The sequence below is a fragment of the Sphingomonas sp. LR60 genome, assembly GCF_036855935.1.
GTDB lineage: Bacteria > Pseudomonadota > Alphaproteobacteria > Sphingomonadales > Sphingomonadaceae > Sphingomonas.
In genome coordinates this window covers 1,010,355-1,033,219 of record NZ_JASPFK010000001.1, presented here as the reverse complement: position 1 = coordinate 1,033,219, position 22,865 = coordinate 1,010,355, and the positions used below count along the sequence as shown (strand labels likewise).

At 64.6% G+C, this 22,865-nt stretch carries 18 protein-coding genes and 1 pseudogene; 13 read left to right on the top strand and 6 right to left on the bottom strand.

Going from position 1 to position 22,865, the window contains the following annotated elements; translation table 11 throughout:
* Positions 1 to 6: 6 nt before the first annotated feature.
* From QP166_RS04685 to QP166_RS04660, 6 genes are all read left to right on the top strand, one after another.
* Positions 7 to 528, top strand: a complete 522-nt coding sequence (locus QP166_RS04685) for an SAM-dependent methyltransferase (protein WP_333914867.1) — start codon at positions 7 to 9, stop codon at positions 526 to 528.
* Complete coding sequence (locus QP166_RS04680) at positions 525 to 788, top strand: hypothetical protein (protein ID WP_333914866.1); 264 nt, start codon at positions 525 to 527, stop codon at positions 786 to 788. The genes QP166_RS04685 and QP166_RS04680 overlap by 4 nt, the downstream gene beginning before the upstream one ends.
* A gap of 19 nt (positions 789 to 807) precedes the next feature.
* Positions 808 to 2,103 carry a diaminopimelate decarboxylase gene (lysA, locus tag QP166_RS04675; protein ID WP_333914865.1) on the top strand — a complete coding sequence of 432 codons (1,296 nt, stop codon included), beginning with the start codon at positions 808 to 810 and terminating at the stop codon, positions 2,101 to 2,103.
* Between the two features lie 638 nt (positions 2,104 to 2,741).
* Positions 2,742 to 3,398 carry a chromate resistance protein ChrB domain-containing protein gene (locus QP166_RS04670; protein ID WP_333914864.1) on the top strand — a complete coding sequence of 219 codons (657 nt, stop codon included), beginning with the start codon at positions 2,742 to 2,744 and terminating at the stop codon, positions 3,396 to 3,398.
* Positions 3,395 to 4,792, top strand: coding sequence for a chromate efflux transporter (gene chrA, locus QP166_RS04665; protein ID WP_333914863.1), 1,398 nt, complete (start codon positions 3,395 to 3,397; stop codon positions 4,790 to 4,792). The genes QP166_RS04670 and chrA overlap by 4 nt, the downstream gene beginning before the upstream one ends.
* 661 nt (positions 4,793 to 5,453) lie before the next feature.
* A complete protein-coding gene (locus QP166_RS04660) occupies positions 5,454 to 8,162 on the top strand; it encodes a TonB-dependent receptor (protein ID WP_333914862.1) in 2,709 nt (902 codons plus the stop codon).
* On the opposite strand, the gene galA is transcribed toward QP166_RS04660, so the two are convergent.
* On the bottom strand, positions 8,053 to 11,112 hold the full coding sequence (galA, locus tag QP166_RS04655) for a beta-galactosidase GalA (RefSeq protein ID WP_333914861.1): 3,060 nt from the start codon (positions 11,110 to 11,112) through the stop codon (positions 8,053 to 8,055). The two genes, QP166_RS04660 and galA, sit on opposite strands and share 110 nt — an antisense overlap.
* A 544-nt stretch (positions 11,113 to 11,656) precedes the next feature.
* Here galA and QP166_RS04650 point away from each other — a divergent pair.
* The 4 genes from QP166_RS04650 (at position 11,657) to QP166_RS04635 (ending at position 16,205) form a co-directional block, all read left to right on the top strand.
* Complete coding sequence (locus tag QP166_RS04650) at positions 11,657 to 13,060, top strand: family 43 glycosylhydrolase (RefSeq protein ID WP_333914860.1); 1,404 nt, start codon at positions 11,657 to 11,659, stop codon at positions 13,058 to 13,060.
* Positions 13,061 to 13,142: 82 nt separating this feature from the next.
* Positions 13,143 to 14,330, top strand: coding sequence for a glycoside hydrolase family 43 protein (locus QP166_RS04645; RefSeq protein ID WP_333914859.1), 1,188 nt, complete (start codon positions 13,143 to 13,145; stop codon positions 14,328 to 14,330).
* A 49-nt stretch (positions 14,331 to 14,379) separates the two neighbouring features.
* Positions 14,380 to 15,486: a glycoside hydrolase family 97 N-terminal domain-containing protein gene (locus QP166_RS04640; RefSeq protein ID WP_333914858.1), complete on the top strand. Its 1,107-nt coding sequence runs from the start codon at positions 14,380 to 14,382 to the stop codon at positions 15,484 to 15,486.
* Positions 15,420 to 16,205: a glycoside hydrolase family 97 catalytic domain-containing protein gene (locus QP166_RS04635; protein ID WP_333914857.1), complete on the top strand. Its 786-nt coding sequence runs from the start codon at positions 15,420 to 15,422 to the stop codon at positions 16,203 to 16,205. The genes QP166_RS04640 and QP166_RS04635 overlap by 67 nt, the downstream gene beginning before the upstream one ends.
* Before the next feature lie 93 nt (positions 16,206 to 16,298).
* Here the strand turns inward: QP166_RS04635 and QP166_RS18925 are convergent, their stop codons facing one another.
* From QP166_RS18925 to QP166_RS04625, 3 genes and pseudogenes are all read right to left on the bottom strand, one after another.
* Positions 16,299 to 16,697, bottom strand: a complete 399-nt coding sequence (locus tag QP166_RS18925) for a TonB-dependent receptor domain-containing protein (RefSeq protein WP_443027186.1) — start codon at positions 16,695 to 16,697, stop codon at positions 16,299 to 16,301.
* Positions 16,696 to 17,748 (bottom strand): annotated as a pseudogene (locus QP166_RS04630) (TonB-dependent receptor domain-containing protein); the annotation flags it as partial. The gene QP166_RS18925 and the pseudogene QP166_RS04630, both read right to left, overlap by 2 nt.
* Positions 17,749 to 17,799: 51 nt before the next feature.
* Entirely contained in the window at positions 17,800 to 18,612 is an 813-nt protein-coding gene (locus QP166_RS04625) for a Plug domain-containing protein (RefSeq protein ID WP_333914856.1), read from the bottom strand.
* Between QP166_RS04625 and QP166_RS04620 the strand changes: the two genes are divergently transcribed.
* Positions 18,572 to 20,311, top strand: coding sequence for an alkaline phosphatase D family protein (locus QP166_RS04620; protein WP_333914855.1), 1,740 nt, complete (start codon positions 18,572 to 18,574; stop codon positions 20,309 to 20,311). The genes QP166_RS04625 and QP166_RS04620 overlap by 41 nt on opposite strands.
* A 56-nt stretch (positions 20,312 to 20,367) precedes the next feature.
* Here the strand turns inward: QP166_RS04620 and QP166_RS04615 are convergent, their stop codons facing one another.
* Both QP166_RS04615 and QP166_RS04610 read right to left on the bottom strand, forming a co-directional pair.
* Entirely contained in the window at positions 20,368 to 21,135 is a 768-nt protein-coding gene (locus tag QP166_RS04615; protein ID WP_333914854.1) for a COG4705 family protein, read from the bottom strand.
* A gap of 163 nt (positions 21,136 to 21,298) precedes the next feature.
* Positions 21,299 to 22,036, bottom strand: a complete 738-nt coding sequence (locus QP166_RS04610) for a M24 family metallopeptidase (RefSeq protein ID WP_333914853.1) — start codon at positions 22,034 to 22,036, stop codon at positions 21,299 to 21,301.
* A 172-nt stretch (positions 22,037 to 22,208) separates the two neighbouring features.
* On the opposite strand from QP166_RS04610, the gene QP166_RS04605 reads away from it, so the two are divergent.
* Positions 22,209 to 22,415 carry a TOBE domain-containing protein gene (locus QP166_RS04605; protein WP_333914852.1) on the top strand — a complete coding sequence of 69 codons (207 nt, stop codon included), beginning with the start codon at positions 22,209 to 22,211 and terminating at the stop codon, positions 22,413 to 22,415.
* A 1-nt stretch (position 22,416) separates the two neighbouring features.
* Positions 22,417 to 22,791, top strand: coding sequence for a winged helix-turn-helix domain-containing protein (locus QP166_RS04600; protein ID WP_333914851.1), 375 nt, complete (start codon positions 22,417 to 22,419; stop codon positions 22,789 to 22,791).
* The last annotated feature ends 74 nt before the right edge of the window (positions 22,792 to 22,865 follow it).

The following is a 22,865-nucleotide window of genomic DNA, read 5'->3' as shown; positions in this document are numbered from 1 at the left end:
TTTCCCATGACACCGAAACTGAAGCCGTTCGTCACGGCCGATTGTCCGTCGTCCACATCAACGGTTACCCCGTCCACGATCCTGGGCAGCCGTGCTGCACACAATGATGCGCGCTGGACTGATATCTGCGTCGCGCTTGCTGCTCTGCGCGAGCGAGGGCGCCATTCCGTCCGTATCGTCGACGCCGACTGCGCGTGCGGCACCTTGCTGATCGAGGCAGTGCGTCACGCCAAGGCGCTCGGCTTCACGGCGGTCGAGGGCCGCGGCATCGATGGCTCACCGGCGATGATCGGGCGGTCGCGTGCAGCAGCTGCACGTCTGCACGAACCGGCGATCGGGCTCACCTTTGAAGTCGCGGATATGATCGAGGCACTGGCGAGCGAAACCGATTTCCCGGCAGACATCGTCCTGTGGCACGGTGGTCGCGCCGAAGATGATCGTCCAGGCGTGCGGGTAAGTCTCGCGAAGTCGGGGAACATCATCCTCGGCGATCACCATTTCTCAAGCGATCGGGCACGGGCGGCATGACCCGTCGCGATCTGCAATGGAAAGCCGGCGGCTTCGCGCTGCTGGCGTCCTCCTGTGCCATGTGTCTCGCGCTCGACTGCTCACCGGCGATGATCGTCTTCTTTCCGCTTGCCCTGCTCGGCTTGCCGCTGATGATCCATGGCAAGCGCGTCGGTCAGTTGCTCCGGGCCGAGCGACGCGGGCACAGCCACACCGCTGACGTCGTCCATGCCGCCCGCGTGCGTCGTCGCGGTCAGGCAGACGACGGCTTCGGCCACTGACACGCAAGGTCACCTAATCATGAGCTTCTTCGACTATCGTGACGGCGTCCTGTGCGCCGAGGACGTCGCGCTGCCGATGATCGCCGATGCGGTCGGTACGCCCGTCCACGTCTATTCGGCGGGCGCGCTCCGGCATGCGGCCGACGCGTTCACGTCGGCCCTGCGCGATCTGCCTTCCGCCCGGTTCGCGTTTGCGATCAAGGCCAATCCAAACGGCGCTGTCCTCCGGCTGCTCGCACAGCGCGGCTACGGTGCCGATATCGTGTCAGGCGGCGAGCTGCGTCGGGCCCTGGATGCAGGGATTGCCCCTGCGGATGTCGTCTTCTCTGGCGTTGGAAAGACCGATCGGGAACTGATCGACGCGCTGGAGGCCGGCATCGGCCAGTTCAACCTCGAGCTGGAGGAAGAGGGCGGCGTTCTGGCACAACTCGCGCGGCGACGCGGTAAGCGCGCGCCGGCGGTGTTGCGCGTCAATCCCGATGTGGATGGCGGAACGCACGCCAAGATCACGACCGGCTGGCGGACCAGCAAATTCGGCGTCGATATCGCCGGCGCGCCGGATATGTATGATCGGCTTGCGAAACTGGACGGGCTCGATCTGCAAGGGATAGCGCTGCATATCGGCAGTCAGATCAGCGATCTCGAACCACTGGAGACCGCCTATCGCCGGATCGGCGCGCTAGTTCTCGAACTTCGCGCCCGCGGGCACACGATCACCCGTGTCGATCTGGGTGGTGGGCTTGGGATTACTTATCGGCCTGAAGATGTGATGCCGTCGCTTGCCGATTACGCGTCGATGGTCGCTCGGGTCACGCACGACTGGAATGTCAGCCTCACGTTCGAGCCGGGTCGCATCATCACCGGGCTAGCCGGCGTCCTGCTGACGCGGGTGATCTGGGTAAAACCAAGCCAGCACCGCCCGTTCGTCATCGTCGATGCCGCGATGAACGATCTGGCGCGTCCCGCGCTCTACGACGCCTACCACCGCTTCGCAGCCGTCCGGCCAGATGGACGGACGATGGTTGCCGACATCGCCGGGCCGGTCTGCGAAACCGGTGACATTTTCGGTGTCGATCGTGCGATCGATCAGGTTGATCGTGGGGATCTGGCGGTTTTCCATGCAACCGGCGCGTACGGCGCCGCGATGGCCTCAATCTACAATTCTCGCCCGATAAGCCCGCAAGTGATGGTCGATGAGGATAGGTTCGAGCTGGTCGGTGATCGTACCATGTTTTCTGATCTGTCGATGCGGCCACAGCGCAAGTCTCGCACGGTAGATCCCGCTCTCAGTGGGGCAGTGAGACAAGCAGCTTAGCGCAGCCAGCCACTTCTGAACCCGAGAGAACAGAATGATAGGCACCGCAGAAGCGTTTTCCCGCAGCCGGCGGAAGATGTAAGAAACGCCCATCTCGGGGGGCGTCCGCCCAACTGTCGAACGGTGAGCGATCAGTTGGTGAAAGACTGGTAGCTATGCGGCCGAGCAGACCCACATACGGTCATCTGTGATACCTTTTCGGCCCCCACCTTCTGCCAAGCAAGCATGTAGTTGCAGCGAGGCGCCGCACTCAGCCCTGCCCGCTGCCGAGCCGAGTTCTTAGGAAGGGTGGTGGAATGAGAATGCCTCCGGGCTCTCAATGCTGCCACGTCACTGGAAAACGAGAAGAACCGCGTCTGCGATTGACAATACCTGACCGTCGTGGCTGATTGGTGGCATGGGGATGGCGATCTCCCCACGAGGCGTCAGCCAGAGGATCGCGTCCAGCACGAACACGCAAGGGACGCATCATGCCTGCTCCAAATGCCATCATCCCGGATAAACTCGCGCGCGTCATCGCGCTGCCCGGCTCACCTAACATCGTCGATCTGCGCGCCGCACCATCCGAGACGATCCCGGGAACAACTTTCCCCGTTCACCTTGATCCGGCACGGTGGAACATGCCTGCCGGATCGCCGGTGGTGATCGTCGATGATGCGGGCGACGGCTCCGCTATCGCGACCGCGGCGATCTTGCGGAGCGATGGGGTCGCGGCGGAAGCGCTCGAAGGAGGGTTCGCCGCTTGGCTAGCGGGAGGGTGGCCCACGGTGTCGCTGGCGCACCTGCCGCCGCGGCACGATGACGGTCGGACGTGGTGGGTGACGCGAGCGCGGCCCAAGGTTGATCGCATCGCCTGTCCGTGGCTGATCAGGCGCTTCGTCGATCCCGATGCCCGCTTCCTGTTCGTGGCACCCGGAGAGGTGCTGACCGTCGCCGCGCAGAAACAGGCCGAACCGTTTGACGTTGCAGACCAGCGCGTGTTCTGGAGTCACCGGGACGAGCGCTGCACCTTCGACGTGATGGTAGAAGCGTTCGGTCTGGACGGGCATGAGCCGCTGGTCCGCCTGGCTGCGATTGTCCGCGGTGCGGACACCGATCAGCTCGACCTCGTGCCCGAGGCGGCTGGTCTTTTGGCAATCTCGCTTGGCCTGTCGCGCATCCACAGCGACGATCATGCCCAGCTTGAAGCTGGTATGCCGATATACGACGCCCTCTATCGCTGGTGTCGCGACGCGCAGGGCGAGAAGCACAACTGGTCCTCGCATCAGCCTGCGCGCGGGAAGGTGTCGGCATGACCGCGGTGGCAGCCGACGTCGCGCCTCCGACGCGTCCGGAACCGGTCACGCTCGGACAGGCTTTCTGGGTCTGGCTGCGTATCGCCATGCTCTCGTTCGGGGGTCCGGCCGGACAGATCGCGGTCATGCACCGCATCCTCGTCGACGAGAAACGATGGATCGGGGAGCAGCGGTTCCTGCACGCGCTGAATTACTGCATGCTGCTGCCGGGGCCGGAGGCACAGCAGCTCGCCACCTATATCGGTTGGCTGATGCACCGCACGAAAGGCGGCATCGTCGCCGGCGTATTGTTCATCATCCCCGGCGCCGTGGCGATCATGGCGCTGAGCTGGGTCTATGTCCTTTATGGTCGTGTCGGCATCGTCTCGGCGTTGTTCTTCGGCCTCAAGTGCGCCGTGTTGGCTGTGGTCCTTCAGGCGCTGGTGCGGATCGGCGGACGCGCGCTCAAATCCACTCCGGCAAGGGCACTGGCCGCGATGGCCTTCGTCCTGATCTTCTTCGTCGGCGCACCGTTCCCGCTGATCGTACTCGGCGCCGGGATCATCGGATGGTGGTCGGCGCGGCAGGGCAGCACTGCATTCCGTGGCGGCGGTCATGGCACTTCCAAAGGCGCGATCGTCGCCGATGCCGATACTCTGCTTGGCGAGGAACTCCCGGACCATGCCCGCCCGACGTGGCGGGAGACGGTACGCACCGTGGCCATCTGGCTCGCCCTATGGCTGCTGCCGGTCGCGGTGCTGCTGCTCGCTCTCGGATCCGACAACGTTTTCAGCCGAATCGCTACCTTCTTCTCGACGATGGCGATGGTCACGTTCGGAGGTGCTTATGCCGTCCTTGCCTATGTCGCGCAGCAGTCGGTTGACACTTATGGCTGGCTGGGACCGAGGGAAATGCTCGACGGGCTAGGCATGGCTGAGACGACACCGGGACCGCTCATCATGGTCTTGCAATTCGTCGGCTTCCTCGGTGCGTATCGCGAACCCGGCACGCTGTCGCCGCTGCTCGCCGGCACGCTGGGCGGATTGCTGGCGACGTGGGTCACGTTCGTGCCATGCTTCCTGTGGATCTTCCTCGGCGCGCCGTTCATCGAGAGACTGCGTGGCAATACCGCGGTTGCGGGCGCGCTGTCCGCGATCACGGCAGCGGTCGTCGGCGTCGTCCTCAACCTCGCTGTCTGGTTCGCACTACACACGCTCTTCCGCACAACAACCCTGGTCGCAGCAGGTCCATTTCGCTTCGACGCGCCGGTGCTGACCAGCATCGACCCCGCCGCCCTCGTGCTGTCGCTCGGGGCCGCCTACGCGATCTTCATGACGCGCGCCGGGGTCATAACGACGCTGCTTGCAACATCGGCCGCGGGGCTCGCGCTCTATTGGCTGGGCGCGATCCGGTGAGGCCTAAATCCGGTGGGTCTTTGAACGCACTAGCGCGGCTCGATCACGTCGATCGATGCCAAGGCGTCATCGGAGGCCACTCGCGCTTGGGAAGGTGCACCTTCGCGCGTCGTTTGGCATCGTAGCCGCAGGCACCGAGCAGCCACTGAGCTTTCGCCAGATCGTTCAACAGCGCTGCCGAGCCGGTTTAGTCGCTGACCTGGCCTGCGGTCATGAAGAAGCTCAGCGAGCGTCCGCAGCCGGCGTGCGCCGATGGCACATGGCCGCGCCTTCCCCGCCTATGACCATCCACCCAATCCGACAGGCCTTCGGTTGAGGTCACCATCACCCTCTTCCCAGCCCGAATCTAGTCAGTTGACAGATAACCAAACCGCGTGGCATCAATAATACCATAATAATACAAAACCACGCCGCATGAAGACCAATTCATACTAGCAGGCTTTGATGGTCAAGGGTGATCGAGCGGTCGCCATTGAAGGGTTGGGTATCGTCCACGGGGCGTCGCGATAGAGCATCGCGGCGGAGACGCTGCCCTTCCAACCAGTCGCCCGGGAAGCGACGCAACTCAGGCGAGCGCCACGTGGCAATCGTCGGAGATATTCGAGGGAGGGAACATTTCATGACGAGATCGCCTGTTATCACGGGCTCCGTACGCACGCGCTTGCTTCGGACGACGACGTGCCTTGCTGCCCTGCTGGTCACCGCACCGGCGTTCGCGCAGACCGATCCGACCACCACGCAACCGCTGCCGACCGTCGATGCGTCGCCGCAGGCATCCGCGCCGGCAGTCGACGACACCAGCGGCGACGTGGTCGTCACCGGTTATCGCCAGAGCATCGCCTCGGCGCTGGCCGCCAAGCGCAACGACATCCGCATCACCGACGGCATCTCCGCCGAGGACATCGGCAAGTTCCCCGCCCAGAACATCACCGAGGCGATCCAGCGGATCGCGGGCGTCCAGATGTCGAACATCAACGGCCGCGGCTCGACGATCAGCATTCGTGGCCTGGGGCCGCAATATGCGCGCACCACGATCAACGGCCAGACCTTCGCCAGCGCCGACTTCAAGGACGGCTTCCGCTACGACATCATCCAGACCGACCTCGCCAGCGCGATCCAGGTCGTGAAGTCGCCGGTCGCCGACATGGACGCGGGCGGGCTGGCAGGCACCGTCAACATCGATACCGTCAAGCCCCTGGCCTATAAGGGGCCGAGCTTCGTTGCCGGGATCAAGGGCTATCATTCCGACTATCGCGGCGGCGTGACCCCGAAGATCAACGGCGCGTACATCAAGAGCTTCGCCGACGACACGATCGGCATCATGCTCGATCTCGGCTATCAGAAGCTGAAGGATCGTGGCGATTACCTGTTCATCAAGAACTGGTATCAGCCCGGCGCAGTGACGGGCGCGAGCGACGTGCAGGTGCCGGGCAATCTGCGCTATCGCCGCATCGACCGCGACACCGAACAGCTGATGGGCAGCGGTGCCGTGCAATGGAAGCCGACCAGCAACTTCGAGGCGCTGCTCCAGGCCGAATATTCGCGCGATCACACCACCTATGACACGCGCCAGATGGTCTTCGGCCGCTGGGCAGCTTCGGCGGTGACGGTCAACAGCAAGGCGAACGGCGTCGCCAACAACATCTCAATCAGCAACTTCAACGTCGACAACAACGATCAGCCAGAACTGCGCAAGCTGCAGACGCAGGCGTACACCGGCACGATCAACTGGAGCCCGGGCGATACCTTCCACGTCCATGCCGTCGGCCATTACACGCAGGGCGATGCGAAACTGTACGAATGGGCGACGATCGACGAGGTGCGCTTTCGCAACGGCGGCACCCTCGACATTTCGAACCCCGAGAACGTCAAGTGGGACACCGCCAGCCTGACGGACGGCTCGATCTACAATACCGGCAACCGCACCTGGTTCGCGTTCGTCGACGGCGCGACGCACATCCAGTCGGCGCGTGATCGTGCAGGCCAGATCGACCTGACCAAGGATGTCGACGCCGCCGGCATCAAGTCGTTCGTGTTCGGCGCGAAGTTCCACCACGAAAGCTTCCAGACGCTCGCCTATCGCCACGACCGCGACGGCGACATGGACAACCTGGGCGCCTATCCGGAATATGGCTCGATCCCGGACCTGGGCTCGACCGGCGTGCTGGTGAACAACTTCCTCGGCAACGACATGTCGATCCCGCACCAGTTCCTGTCGGTGAATGCGCCGCTGTGGCAGTCGATCCTGCGCGACAATGGCATCAACGTCCCCGACACGCCCGACTGGCCCAATACCTATCGCGTCGATCGCTACATCCCGGCCGTCTATGGCATGATGAATGTCGACGGGATGCTGTTCGGCAAGTCGATGCGCGGCAATATCGGCGCGCGTTACGAGCACACAAAGCAGGACGTGACCGTCAGCGTGACCGACGGCACCGACAGCAACGCGAAGCTGATCGGGACACAGCACGTCAAGCAGGACTATGGCAACTTCCTGCCCAGCGCGAGCCTGGCGCTGGACCTGACGTCGCGCTTCGTCGCGCGTCTGGCGGTGGCCAAGGTGCTGGTGCGCCCGCTGCTGAACAACCAGACGCAGATGGCCGACACCATCTTCCGCGACACCAGCAGCCTGCGCCCCAGCGTTTCGGTGTCGCAGGGCGAATCGCGCCTGAAGCCGCTGACCGCCAACCAGGCCGATCTCAGCTTCGAATTCTACCACGGCAACGGCAATTCGATCACGCTCGCCGGCTTCTACAAGGCGATCAAGAACGGCACGTTCACGCAATTCTACTGCCCGTCGTCCTATGACGGCGTGTCGCTGAACGGCGTGGTCAGCGATTGCCAGTCGGCGGACGGGCGCACCGACTACAGCTTCAGCCGGAAGCTGAACGACAATAACGTCATCCATGTGAAGGGCATCGAGCTTGGCGCGTCGCAGAATTTCGACATGCTGCTGCCGGTCAAGGGCTTCGGCGTGGTCGGCAACGTCACGGTCGTCGATACCGATGCCAAGGCGCTCGGCACCGGCTTCAATCTGCGCGACCTGTCGAAGCTGACGTGGAACCTGACGCCGTACTGGGAGAACCAGATGTTCAGCGCGCGACTGTCGGTGAACCACCGCAGCTCGTACGTTCAGGATGCGTCGACCAGCTTCTTCGTCAACGGCGGGCTGATCCACACCGTCCGTCCGCGCACGCAGATGGACGTGGCGCTGGGCTTCACGCCCAGCCCGGCGCTCAGCTTCACCGCGGGCATCATCAACCTGAACGACACGCATGAGGATGCGTATCAGACGACCGCCGACACGTTCCAGATGACCAGCCGCACCGGCCGGACCTTCTACCTGTCGGCGTCGACGCGCTTCTGACCGTCGCGGGGCGGGTCTGCGTCGGCGGACCCGCCCCCTTCCCTTTCGATCGCCGCGCGCTATCGCTCGCGCACCGCAACGACCTTCCCCAGACCCGAGGGCTGTCCCGGCGCCGCCTGCACGACCAGCACCAACCCGTGCTCCCCGCTCCCGCCGGGAACGGAACCAGCAACGGCCCGGCCGCTGCATCGGCCTTCTCCGCGCGGCGCACCCCGTCGATCCACACCTCGGCACGCCCGACGATCTCGGCGAAGGCGACCACGCCGCCTCGCTCGGCCACGCGCCGGCGCGGGACGAACGTCGTCCGGTAGGTCGACCAGACCGCGCCCGCATCGCGCGCCCGCTCCAACCGCCCGGCGCGCGCGCCCAACAGGCTGTTCATGTCGTTCTTCGCATAGGTGCGCAGCGGGTCGGGACGCGTAACGACGAACTCGCTGCGCTTCCACTCGGTCAGTTGCGCGACCGGTCGCGTGGCGGGCAGCGACGGCAACGGCTCGGCCTTCATCACCGTGACGGACTGGCGCGCGCTCTTCAGCCCCGGCGCGGTCGCGCTCAGCGTCACCGTTCCCGCGCCCGGCGCCGCGCGCACCAGCACCTGCGCCAGCCCCGAGAACAGTCGCCGCGCCGGCTGGACCTCAGAATCGTGATCGTTTGGATCGCCATTGCCGACCCCGATCACCGTGCCGCCCGTCACGGTGAACGACACGCGCGCGTTCGCGGTCGGCACCGCGCGCCCGCGCGCGTCGACCGCCATGACGGTGAATGGCTGCACGTCATGGCCCGTCCCCAGCATCGTGCGACGATCCGCGACCAGCCGCAGCGCCACGGGCGCGCCCGTGGTCTCCACCGCAGTGCGCGCGATCGGGCGACCGCCGCGCCATGCGACCGCTTCGAGCCGGCCCGGCTTATACCGCACCTGCCACTCGGGCATCGCGAGCCGGTCGACGCTTTGCCGCCCGAGGCTCTTGCCGTTCAGCGACAGCTCGACCGCGTCGGCGTTGGTCGGCACCACGACGCGGATCGGCTCGCCCTCACGCCCCGGCCACGTCCAATGCGGTGCGATCGCCAGCGCGGGTGCGACATCCTCCCACTGCGCGCGACGCAGGTGGAACGCCATCTTCGCGAAGCCGCACAGGTCCATGATCCCGAACAGGCTGCTCGTCGTCGGCCATTCGAATGGTGTCGGCTCGCCATGATAGTCGAAGCCGGTCCACACGAACGTGCCGCCGACGAACGCGCGCGTGTCGATCTCCTTCCAGCTGGCGTGATGGGTCAGTCCCCAATCCGCCGCCTCGGTGTCGTAGGACGACATTTCATGGCGTTCGAGATCGGTCTTCCACACGCCGCGCGTCATGAAGCCGCTGGTGTCTTCCGAGCTGGTCATCGGCTTGCCCGGATGCGCGGCGTGGAAGGGATCGTAGCTGCGATGCTGGTAATTGATCCCGACCACGTCCACCGCTTGCGACACGTTGATGGCGGTGAACATTCCGTCGTTCATCGCCGCGGTGACCGGACGTGAATCGTCCAGCTCCTTCACCGCCGCGGCCATGCGGCGGACCATCTCGTAACCCTGCTCGGTCGCCTGCATCGGCTCCTCGTTGAAGACCGACCACATGATGACGCTGGGGCGATTGCGATCGCGGCGCACCAGCCAACGGAGCTGCGCCAGGAAGTCGGGGCTCGGGTTGAAGTTGCGGTTCTCGTCCATGACGAGGATGCCGAGCCGGTCACACGCGTCCAGCATCTCGGGCGCGGGCGCGTGATGCGAACAGCGGATCGCGTTGCAGCCCATCGCCTTTAGCCGCCGTGCGCGCCACTCCCACAGCGCGTCGGGCATCGCCACGCCCACCCCGGCATGATCCTGGTGGACACACACGCCCTTCAGCTTGGTATGGACGCCGTTGAGGTAGAAGCCGGTCGCCGCATCGAAGCGCAGTTCGCGAAAGCCGATGCGCGTCGCGCGCGTGTCGATCGCCTTGCCGTCACGCAGCAGGCGCGCCTCGACGCGGTAGAGTGTCGGACTATCGACCGACCAGCGTTGCGGCTCGTCGATCGAAATCTTCATGCGCGCCTCATTGCGCGCGAGTGGTTCGATCGTGGCGGTGCCTGCCGCACGACCGACCTCTCGTCCGGACGGATCGAACAGAATGGCCTCCGCATCGATCGTCGTGATCGCCTTGGCGTTGTTCGCGATCGTCAGCTCGACCGGGACCGTCCACCGATCGTCGACGCGACGCGGATCGGCGTGCAGGCCATCCGTGACGATGCTCACCGCATCGCGGACGGCCAGCCAGTTGTGCCGATACAGGCCGGCGCCTTCATACCACCACCCCTCCATCGCCTCGGCGTCGACGCGGACGGCCAGCGTGTTCAACTCCTCGCCGAAGCGCGCGTAGGGCGTGATATCGATGACGATCGCGGTGTAGCCGCTATAGCTGTGCGCGACGTTGATCCCGTTGAACCAGACGGTGGCGTTGGTGGCGGCTGCGCCGAGCTGCACCTCCAGATAGCGCCCACGCCATTCGGGCGGAAGTTGCAGGGTGCGGCGATACCAGCCGATGCCGCGCTTGCGATAGCCTTGCGCGACGTTCGCGGACGGATCGACCGACTCTTCCATCGCCCAGTCATGCGGCAGCTCGACCTCACGCCAGTCGCTGTCGTCCCACGCCACCCCGGCGGCGCCGGGCGCGACACCGGCTTTTGCGGCATGGTAGGAATCCTCATGGCCGACCGGTGCCGGAACGACGATGTCGCCCTTGTGGAACAACCATCCGCCGTCGAGGGACAGCATTGAAGGATCGGCCACGAAGGGCGGTTCGGGTACGACATCGAACGGCGTCGGGGCATCTCCGCTGTTGAGGTGCACGATCCCGGGCGCCGCCATCGCCCAGCCAGCGAGTCCTGGCACGGCGATGCCCGAGGCAAGCAAAGCGCGACGGGAAATGGTCATCAGCGGTCCTCGAGTGGCAAGAGGGCAGCGTACCGCACCGAGTGCCGTTGTAAAGCCGATGACCATACCAAAGACGAACCAGTTTTATGGTGCTTGCGCTGATGGCATTGCGGCCGCGCCGGTCGCCATCGGCAACTCGGCCGGTATTTGGTTAGCCAGCGTTCCTGCGCCTGCTGATCGTTGACGGTGCAGGCGACTTCGGCCGCGCACATCAGGTAAAGGCGGCATGAACCAGACACATTCAATTGGCTTGAAAGAATAACAACCTCAGGAATTTATCTATTTATACTACTGTTATATAGTGCAATATTTGTCGCCATCGACACAATCCAGCTCGTCATAGTAGCTGCACCCTCTTGATGTACCACCTCTCCCGCCGTTACGAGTGCGTGACTCGGCAGGATGCGCAGTTGTCACTGTGAAACGGCGTCCGCTCGAAAAGATAGGATGGGCTCAGCGCAGCGCGTCGCTCAGTCCGGTAAGGAGGGGACCGGATATGGCAAACCGATTGCAGTCGCTTCGCGTTGCCCTGACAACGCTGGTCTTGAGCCTGACGTCGGGCGGGGCGCAGGCGGACAATCCGATCGTCCAGACCCGCTTCACCGCCGACCCAGCGCCGTTGGTCCATGACGGCGTTGTCAATCTGTACACCGGACATGACGAGGACCGGGCCTACGGCTTCGACATGCGCGACTGGCGGCTCTACAGTTCGACCGACATGGTCAACTGGACCGACCGCGGGTCGCCTGCCTCGCTCAAGACCTTCGCCTGGGCCGAGCAGGACAATGGCGCCTGGGCGCCGCAGGTGATCGCGCGCGACGGCAAATTCTATTTCTACGCGCCGGTACGGGTGGCGGGAAGGCCCGACACGGTGATCGGAGTCGCGGTCGCCGACCGGCCGGAAGGGCCGTTTCGCGATCCGATCGGCAAGCCGCTGATTCCCGCGCGCACCGGTGCGATCGACCCGACCGTGGCGATCGACGATGACGGCCAGGCCTATCTCTACTGGGGCAATCCCGACCTTTGGTACGTCAAGCTCAACCGCGACATGACGAGCACGACCGGCCCGGTCATCAAGGTCGCCAAGCCGATCGATTATCAGGAAGGCCCCTGGTTCTACAAACGCGGGCCGCATTACTATATGGCCTATTCATCAACCTGCTGCCCGGAGGGGATCGGCTATGCGATGGCCGACAAGGCGACCGGCCCCTGGGTGCCTAAGGGGCCGATCATGGACCCCAACGCCGCCTCGACCGGCAACCATCCCGGCATCATCGACTATAAGGGCCGCTCCTATCTGTTCGGCTTTCATTACGAGCTGAACTTCGCGCTGACGCCGCTCCATCACGAGCGGCGATCGATTACGCTTCGGCAATTCACCTATAACGCCGACGGCGCCATTCCCCGTTTGCCCTGGTGGGACGATCGCGGTGTCGACCAGATTGCGCCGCTCGATCCCTATCGCTGGGTGGAAGCCGAGACGATCGCCTGGACCTCGCGCATCGGCCGCGACCGCGACCGGCCCTATCGCTGGGCACCGGGCGTGACGACCGCGCAGGGCGAGGATGGCCGCGTCCATGTCACCCGCATCGCCGACCGCAGCTACATCAAGATCGGTGGCGTGGATTTCAGGCGCGGCGCCGCCAGCTTCGCTGCCAGCGTCGCGCGGGTTCACGGCAGGCCGACGATCACCTTGCATCTCGACCGGGTGGATGGCCCGGTGGTCGGTAGCCTTGCCCTGAAGAATGACGATAGTCCGGCGTGGCGGACCGAAACCGCCCCCGTGACCGGCGCGAATGACGTGCACGACCTGTTCCTGGTCTTCAACGGCGGCGGTGACGCACTGTTCGATTTCGATCGCTGGCAATTCCGACCCCTGGAGGGATTGGAAATATCACGGCGGGATCAAGATGCGTCCCGTCGCGTCCGCCCTGCCTCCGCATCCTGACAGGTCTGACCGATCAGCAATGATCTCACCCGTCCAGCCATGTCACAAGCTTGGCACCGCAGTAGAAACAGGTAATCGCACCATGACGTTTGCCAAGAAAAACAGCAGCGACATTATATCGGCAAGGGCGCTCAAGAAGGGTAAGCTCGCGAAGAGGTGGAGCGGCTGGACGTGGTCCGTTGCCGCTTTGGCCATGTCAGTCCCGAGCGCCGCCACTGCGCAGGATCCGCCCCCGGCTATCGCCCCCCAACTTCAACTGATCGACCGACTACCTGCGCGCCGCGCAATTCCGCCGAGCGAAGTAAGCAAAACGGCTTATCTGCTCGTCTATTTCAAGGAACACGCGCACTCCCTGTACTTTGCCGTTTCCAGGGATGGGTACAGTTTCATCGATGTACATGGCGGTCAACCAGTATTGTCGGGCCGCGATGTGGCCGAGCAGAAAGGCATACGCGATCCCTATCTGATGCGCGGGCCCGACGGTGCCTTCTACCTGACCATGACCGACCTGCATATCTACGCGCAGCAGGAAGGTCTGCGTCCCACGCCGTGGCAGCGTTCCGAACAGGATTATGGTTGGGGCAACAACCGCAGCATCATCCTGATGAAAAGCCGCGACCTGATCCACTGGACCCATGCGCGGGTCGATGTGACCCGGCTGTTCCCCGCCTATCGTGAAGCAGGGATCGCGTGGGCACCGGAGGCGATCTACGATCCACGTGCGCGAAAGATCATGGTCTATTACACCAGCCGCATCGGTAAGGGTGTCAATTCGATCGTCTATTCCTATGCCGATTCCGATTTCCGAACCCTGACGACCGAGCCTAAGCCGCTGTTCGCCGTCCCCCGCGCCGGCAAGAGCTCGGTCGATGCCGACATTACCCGCGTCGGTGATCGCTATCACATGTTCTTCAGCACCGACGACGGCGGCGGCCATTTGCGGCAGGCGACGTCCGACCGGCTTACCTCGGGCTATGTCTACGACCCGAGCAAGGTCGATCCAGAAGCGGTCGATACCGAGGCGCCTATGCTGTGGCGGCGGCACGGCACGAACACCTATGTGCTGATGTACGACGTCTTTGGCGCGCGGCCCAACAACATGGGCTTTTCAGAGACGACCGACTTTCGCACCTTCCGCAACATCGGTCGGTTCAACGATCCGGCGTCGCCCATGACGACGACCAATTTCACGTCGCCCAAGCACGGATCGGTGACCGCGATCACGCCGGCGGAGGCGGATCGGCTGCTGCACTATTTTAAGGCGCGGTGAGCGCTCGCAATCTTTCGAGATGAGGAATGTTGAAATGACGGGAATTTCGATGCTTCGTCGAAGCGCAAGCGTCGCGGCTATCGTCGGCATGGCGCTGGCCTTGCCGCTGTCGGCGGCACAGGCGAAGTCGGTGACGGTCGCCAGCCCCGATGGCAAGGTCCAGGCGATTGTGTCCGATACGGCGGGCAAGCTGAGCTACCGGGTGACGGTCGACGGCCAGCCGATCCTCAACCCCTCGCCCATCGGTATGCGGGTCGACGGTGTCGAGCTGGGTGAGGGCGCCGTGGCGCGCAGCAAGACGGACAGTCGCTATCGCTTCAACGGCGGCAAGGCGGAGGCCGTCGACCGCGCCAATGTCGCCACCGTCACCCTGACCACGCACGGCACCCGGTTGGAGGCGGATGTCCATGTCGCGGATGACGGTGTCGGCGTTCGGCTGCGCCTGCCCGCGAAGCCGGAACAGATGGTCGAGGCCGACCGGTCGGGCTGGAAGCTCGCCGCCCCCGATCCGCGCGTGTGGGTCACCCGGATCGACCCGGGCTATGAACAGGTTTACGAGAACCGGACGCTCCGTGAGATCAAGGGGCGCTCGCTCGGTCTGCCGCTGACCGCCAGGATCGGCCGCTATTATGTCACGCTCAGCGAGGCGGCGGTGGTCAATTATGGCGATTCGGCCCTCTCCGCCGATGCGTCGGGGATGCTGAACACCTTCCTGTATGTCGACCCCATGGGCTGGACGACCGATGCGCCGGTGGTGCAGCCGTGGCGCGTGACCATCATCGCGCGCGACCTGACCGGCCTGGTCAATTCGACGCTGGTGCAGAACCTGAACCCGCCCCCGCTCCAGAACTGGCCAATGCGGACTGGATTCGTCCCGGCGTCTCCAGCTGGCAGTGGCTGGCGACCGGCGGCCCCAGGGAGGATGAGCAGCACCAGTGGGTCGATTGGACCAAGCAGCTCGGCTACCCTTATTATCTGGTCGACGAAGGATGGTCGAGCTGGAAGCGCAAGTGGGAGACGATCTAAGACACGGTGCGCTACGCCAAGTCGCAGGGCGTGGGCATCTGGGTCTGGGTGCACAGCAACGAGATGTTCGACCGCAACCAGCGCCGCGAAACATTGCGCCACTATGCCGACCTGGGCATCGTCGGCGTGAAGGTCGACTTCCCGCAGAATCCGAATTTCTACTGGTCGACCTGGTATCAGGATTTCGCGCGGGATGCGGCGGCCGACAAGCTGATGGTCGATTTCCACGGCGCACTGAAGCCGACGGGAACCGAGCGGACCTGGCCCAACGTCCTGACCCGCGAAGGCGTGCGCGGTCACGAATGGCACATTACCCGCTACCACCGCGTGCTGCCGGGCGAGCATGACACGATCCTGCCCTTCACCCGCTATGTCGTCGGGCCGGGCGACTATACCCCGACCGTGTTCACGCCCAGGGAGTTGCAGGGCAACAGCTGGTCGCACGAACTGGCGCAGGCGGTCCTGTTCACCTCGCCCTTCCTGTCGATGGGCGGTTATCCTCCGACCTATCTGCAAAACCCCGCCGTCGACGTGATCAAGGCGATCCCGGCGGTCTGGGACGAGACGATCGTCCTGCCGGGCAGCGAGCCGGGCACCATGGCGGGCTTTGCCCGGCGACACGGCAAGGACTGGTTCCTGGGGGTCATCAACGGCACCACGGCCCGTCCGCTGAAGATCGACCTGCGCTTCCTGGGTGCGGGCGACTGGAAGCTGGTGTCGCTGGCCGACGATCCGGCGAAGCCCGATGCCTTCGCCCGGGCCGAGCGGACCGTGCGGTCGACGGGTTCGATCGACACGACCCTGCGCGCACAGGGCGGCTTCGTCGGCTGGCTGCGTCCCGCGCAGTGACCGACCGTACAGCTTCCGCCCCGATGGAATATCGCGGTCACGGCCGAGACGCATACCAGATCGACGCTGGTTCGACCCGGCCTGCCAAAGAAGTCAAAATCGCCGCCGCAGCGTTCCGAATATTTGACGAGGAGATCCAGCCTGCAACGTGTTGTTGAGCGATGCCGCAGTGTTGAAGAACTGGCCTGATCCCAGAGCCGCAATATAGCCTTTATCAAGCAGATTGACGGCGTTCAGCTGTACCTCAAGCCCCGCAAAGACGCTGTTCGCCGGGAAGCGATAGCCGAGTGCCGCATCGATCAGCGTGTAACCCGGAACCGTCACATCGCCCGTGTAAGTGACGTTCCGGCGCGAGGTATAGCCGCCCGCCAGATTGCCGAACAGATTGCCGTCGTCGTAATTGACCTCCGCCTTGGCGAGGTGCGCTGGCGTGTCGACGGTGCGTACGCCCCGCGTCGCGACCAGCGCGGCGCCGTTGACGGTTATCGTCATAGGTGCTGTCGTTGTACGAATAGGAGGCGATCAGCGATAGCGGGCGACTGACGCGATAGGTCGCGCCGACTTCGACGCCGCGACTGGTGACGCTGCCGACGTTCTGAAGAACGCTGGGATTGCCCAGGATGTTGGCGCCACTGAACGCCGCGAGCAGGCGATTGCGGAATTTGACGTCGTAGATCGCGACGACGCCGCGCAAGCCCGCCAGATCGAACCGCCAGCCCGCCTCGATGGTGCGCGACGTCTCCGGTCTCAGCGTGCCGCGGATCGCCTCGAACCCCGCCTGCGTCGTGCCGAACGGCCCGCGGAACGAGCTGATGAAGGCGCGCATATTCTCGGCATAGTTGGCGAAGAATTCCTGGCCGCCGGCACGGAAGGTCGCGCCGATCTGCGGTTGGAACCAGTCCTTGGCGGCGATGCGTCCGTTGATGAACGGCGTTCCGAACGTCGTGACGATCCCATTCGAGACCCGCGCGCCCTTGAACCCGCCGGCGACCGTCAACGCATCTGCCAGCTTCCAGGTGTCGCTGACGAAATATTGGTTGGTGACGGTCGTCAGGTCGGTCAGGAAATCGCTGCGGAACGGGTTATGCAGGAAGGCAGTGACGTCGGGCCGATTGTCCTGCGCGACCGCATAGTAATTGCGGTCGGTGCTCGCGTCATTGTCTTCGTGCCAATAGCCCAGGCTCAGCGTGTGTGCGCCCATACGCGCGGTCGTGCGCAACAGCCCGCCGTCGCGGTTGATGCCATATTCGGTGGTCCGCACCGACAGCGGAAAGGCCGCGCTCACGGCCGTCGCCGGCGAGAAGACGGCGGGGGTATAGATGCCGCCCGAACCCTTGTCGTAATGATGGTAATAGGTCGCCTCGGCGTCGAGCCACGTCGCCAGCGGCACCGCCAGCGTCACGGCACCCAGCCAGTCGCGTCGGATCCCGCCGCTGTCGTAATAGGTGTCGTTGACGTTGGTATAGGGCGCCGGGAAGGCGACGCCCGCCGTCGGGAACGGCAATGTCCGCCCCGCGGCGCGGGCGGTCTGGTTGGCGCTCACCTGCGACAACAATACGGCGGTCGCGAAATCGGGACGGAGGAAGTCGAGGTCTTAACCGATCCGCGACAGCGTGGCCGGCGAAAGATCGGCGTAGTTGCGCTCCTTGTGCAGCGAATAGTTCAGCCATCCGGTCAGCGTCGCGCCGCCGAGCCGCTGCACAATCTTGGCGTTGACCTTGTTGTCGGACTGGCCCCCGAACCCCTTCCACTTGTCGGCGTCGTGGATAACGCCCGCTATCGACAGCAGCGTTCCCGTCGACAGCAGGCCGCTATCGATCCGGCCGTAGAGATGCGCGGTATGATACATGCCATAGGTCATCGCGATCTGGCCGCCGAGCGTCTCCGATGGCGCAAGCGACACGAATTCGAGGTTGCCGCCCAGGTTGCTCGTCGAGGCGATGCCGAGCGAGCCCGCACCCTGCGACACGTCGACGCGCTCGATATTCTCGGCCGCAATCGCTCGGCTGATGTGGAGGCCGTTATGATTGTTGTAGAACATGTCGCCGAGCGGCACGCCGTCCAGCGTATAGCCCATCTGGCTCTGGTTGAAGCCGCGCACCGACAAACGGGTGCCGAGTTCATAGCTACCGAAGGGGTCCGAACTCTGCAGCGCGACGCCGGGCAGCCGTGCCACCGCCTTCAGCGGCGAACTGCCCGGCGGCAGGATCTCGATCGCTTTGCGGCCGACCGTCTGTTCCTGGCGAACGCGGCCGTCGCCGTAGACGACGATATCGTCGCCAGCCCCATCCTCCCCAGCAGTCTGGGGCGACGCGTCGCCCTCGACAGCGCGGACCTGGTCGGAAACCGGGGTGGAGGCGAGCGGAATGGCGCTCGCCGAGGCGAGCAGCAAAGCGAGAGTAATCATGATCGGAACCCGTGTGGAAGGACGCCTCGCCGTTGGCCGGCGATTGTTGGTGCCGCCTCTATGGCCGACCCGCGTCGATCGCGTGACGATCGCGCGACGATCGCATGACAGGCGTCATGGCCGCGTCACGCGCCTGCCCTACCGCCGCGGCATGAGCGATGACGGACCGATGCGGCCCCTTACCCCAGCGCTGTGGCACCGTCGCGCAGTGCTGGGCGCGATGGCCGCGCTTTCGGCTGTTCCGACGATCCCGGTCGATGCCGCGGCCCGCGGTGATGCGGACCCCTTCGCGCTCGGCGTCGCGTGCGGCGATCCAGATGCGGACGGCTTCGTGTTGTGGACACGGCTGGTCGGTGCTCGCGCTCAGCCGCTCGCCGCCGCGGCGATAGTGGTCCGCTACGAGATCGCGGAAGATGAGGGATTTCGCCGGATCGTGCGCGCCGGGCGCGGTGTCGCCCATCCCGAGCGCGCGCATGCCGTGCATGTCGAGATTACCGGTCTGCCCTCCGGCCGCCGCTACTTCTACCGCTTTCACGCGCTGGGCGCGACGAGCCCTGTCGGACGGGCGCTGACGGTGCCGCTCCGTGCCGACCGGTTGCGGCTGGCCGTTTCATCGTGCCAGCATTGGGAACAGGCACAGTTCGGCGCCTACCGAGACATGATCGCCGCTGATCCCGACCTGATCCTGCAACTGGGCGACTATATCTACGAGTCCAGCTATCCGTCCGGCGAGAAGGTTCGCCAGTTCGACGCGCCGGAGCCTCAAGATCTCGACGGCTATCGCCGCCGCCATGCGCTCTACAAGACCGATCCGCTGCTCCAGGCCGCGCACCGCGCCTGCCCCTGGGTGGTCACGTGGGACGATCACGAGGTACTCAACGATTATGCCGGGCTCGCCAACCGTGAAGGCCTGCCGCCCGCGCTGTTCGCGCCCCGCCGCGCCGCGGCGTATCGTGCCTATTTCGAGCACATGCCGATTCGTCCAAGCCTGTGGCGCGGGCGTCAGGCGCCGCGCCTCTATCGGGCAGTCGACTGGGCCGATCTTGCATCGATCTCGGTCCTAGACACCCGTCAGTATCGCAGCGCGCCGCCGTGCGCGGCACACTATGTTGCCCGTAACGAGCCGATAGAGAATTGTGCCGCTGCGACGGCGCCCGGCCGGTCGATGATGGGGGCTGCACAGGAACGCTGGCTCGGCGATCGACTGGCAAGCGAGCGGCGGCCCTGGTCGCTGATCGCCCAACAGGTGTTCTTCGCACCACTGTGGCTGGACGGGGCAAGGCGGCGGACGTTCAGCGACCAGTGGGATGGCTATGCCGCCAACCGCACACGGCTGTTGACGGCCATGCAGGCACCGTCGGTGCGCAATCCGCTGTTGCTGAGCGGTGACATCCATTCCTTCTGGGTCAACGACCTGAATGACGAGGCGGGCAACATTGTCGCGGGTGAGATCGTAACCTCCGCGCTCGGCGCCTCCTCGCCTCCGCCCGACCGCTTCGGCGATGTCGACGCCAACAATCCGCATATCCGGTTCCACGACCTCCAGCACGCCGGCTGGACACGGATCGATATCAATCGGACTAAAACCTGCGTCGCCTTGCGCGCCATCACCGACCGAAAGCTGGCAGAGGCACCGTGCCGCACGATCTCCACCTTCGTCACCGAAGCCGGTCACAGGGGAATGCTGAGCGCCGACTGAGCGGGGTCGACGAGAGCCTGCCAGACGGATCCCTCGCTGGGGATACGCGATGATGCCTAGGAGCGATCCGCCCCCGCTGCACGTCGCGGCAGGATCGATACCAGCAGAACGATTGCCATCGCGAGCACGACCGATGCGAGCGGGCGGCTGAATGCCAGGCCCCCATGATCGACAGGCTTGTCGAGGAAGTCGCCCACGGCCGCCCCCAAAGGCCGGGTCAAGATGAAGGCTGACCAGAACAGCGCCACCCGGCTGATCCCTGTCGCGAAATAGAGGACGACCAGCAGCGCTAACCCGACCGCGAAGACGCCCGCCGCGCCGATATAGCCAAGCCCACCGGTGTCGGCGAGCCAGTCGCCGAGCGCGGTGCCCAGCGTCTGGGACAGGGTGATCGTGATCCAGTAGAAGAGTTCGGCGCGGGGTTCATGGACGCTGTCGACCGAGATCGACCCGAGCGCGCGATACCATGCGAAGAGCGACGCCAGCACCAGCGCCAGCAGCAGCGTCGATCCGCCCGTGTAACCGATCCCAAGCGACCGCGTGGCAAAATCCGCCATCGTCGTTCCCGCGGTGGTGGAGGCGATGATCGTCGCCCAATACAGGTACGGCCGATATCGATCTGCCCGGATCTGCAACGTGACGAGTAGAATCAGCAGGCTGAGGAAGATCGCGCTTCCCACGAGATAGCCCAGATTCAGCGACATGCTGACCGTGTCGCCAGCGGTTTCGCCCAACGTCGTGGCGAGGATCTTGATGATCCAGAAGCCCAGAGTGACGGCAGGAACCTTGACCAAGGTGATGCGCGCAGCGTTGGATAAGGGCATGGCGGTATCTCGCGGTGTGATCCACGCCAGACAAATAGCCAGTATTGCCCCGATTGCCGACGGCGGTTTGATCACCACTCCGTGCTGTTCCGGCGACTTGCCCGACCTGACGCGTGAGGTCCTCTATCCGCCGCCACGCCCGAAGACGAGCGATGCCCGCAGCCTATCGAGCGATCTGGTGATCCCCTGCCGCGGCAGGGACATCGTCCAGCATCAAGCGCTCGTAGAAGCCGCCATATCGGCCATCCGGATCGACCAGATGGATTTCCAGTATCCAGTGTCGCGCGGCGCCGTTGCCGTCAGGATCGCGCAGGCGGTCGGGGTTTCCCGGGCTGATGTGATTGAGCTGCTTCGCGCCGGGCAGACGTGCGTGCGGAAACTCCGCGACGATGTGCCCGGCGATATGGCCGCCGAACCGCCATCCCGCTTCCTCGGCCGATTGGCAGGCGAAGGCATATAGGGCGTCGCCGGTGATATCGGGGTCGGACAGGAAGCGGGCGCGAACCAGATCGAACTGGCGGGGCAGTTCACGGCATAGCGCCTGCTTCCGCGCATCGTTTCCTATTGCATAGGTTCGGCCAACGTCGGCCTCCCATTCCTCGAATACCGGCCCGAGATCGAGGAAGACCACATCGTCGCCTGCAATGGTCCGGATGGGCGGATTGTCCCTCGCGGTCGCCAGCGTGTTCGCGCCTGCCCGGACGATCCGCTTGTGCCAGTGCTTCTCGATGCCGAACTCGCGCTCCGCCAGCGTGAGAATGTCGCGTTCCACCTCCCGCTCGGTCCTTCCGGCCTGAAGATATCCCTCCGCCTCGATACGATCGAGCAGGGCGAGCGCGCGATTTTCGGCGTCCACCAATTGCTGCCGCCGGACGGCTTCTTCGGATCGCGTATCTCGCATCAGGTCGTCATCGCCTCATGGTTCCCGCGGATCCTATAAGCCCTGTCTACGTCGTGATCATCATATGTGGCGAGATATCGATCCCGACTTGGCGCATGGCAGTCGGCGCAGGATGGCGATAGGGAGCGGGTACGGGTGCCGCTCCGGCATCTATCGCATCAAGGGGCATAACGTGAAGATCAGTGCGCGTAACCAGATCGCCGGAACCATCGTCGCGATCACGCCCGGGGCCGTAAACGGGTCGATCAAGGTCGATATCGGGGGCGGCAATATCGTCACCGCCAGCATCACCGAGGAGGCCATCGCCGACCTCGGGCTGGCGACCGGCGAGACCGTCACCGTCATCATCAAGGCCAGCGACGTGATGATCGGCAAGTAACATGAAGCTCGGCCCGCTCTGGCTCAAGATCCAGATCGCCTGCGGCGACGCGCTGGCGATGGGGCCGGGCAAGGCCGATCTGCTGGAAGCGATCATCGCCGAGGGGTCGATCAGCGGCGCAGGTCGCGCGCTCGGCATGAGCTATCGCCGCGCCTGGCTGCTGGTCGACGAAATGAACCGCTGCTTCGATCCGGTGCTGGTCGAGACGATCAAGGGTGGCGGTCGCGAGCGCGGCGCGAAGGTCAGCGCGACCGGCGTCGCCGTCCTCGAAGCCTATCGCGAGATGGAGCGGGAGGCCGCCGCAGCCGCCGATCGTCCTGCTTATGCCCGCCTCCGCACGCATCTTCGCGCCGAGCCGCTCCCGAACGCCTCCTAGCGACCGCTGCGAACTCTCTATATACGACCAGATACACCGTCGATATACGCCCGAACATAAAGCGGCCACAGGGA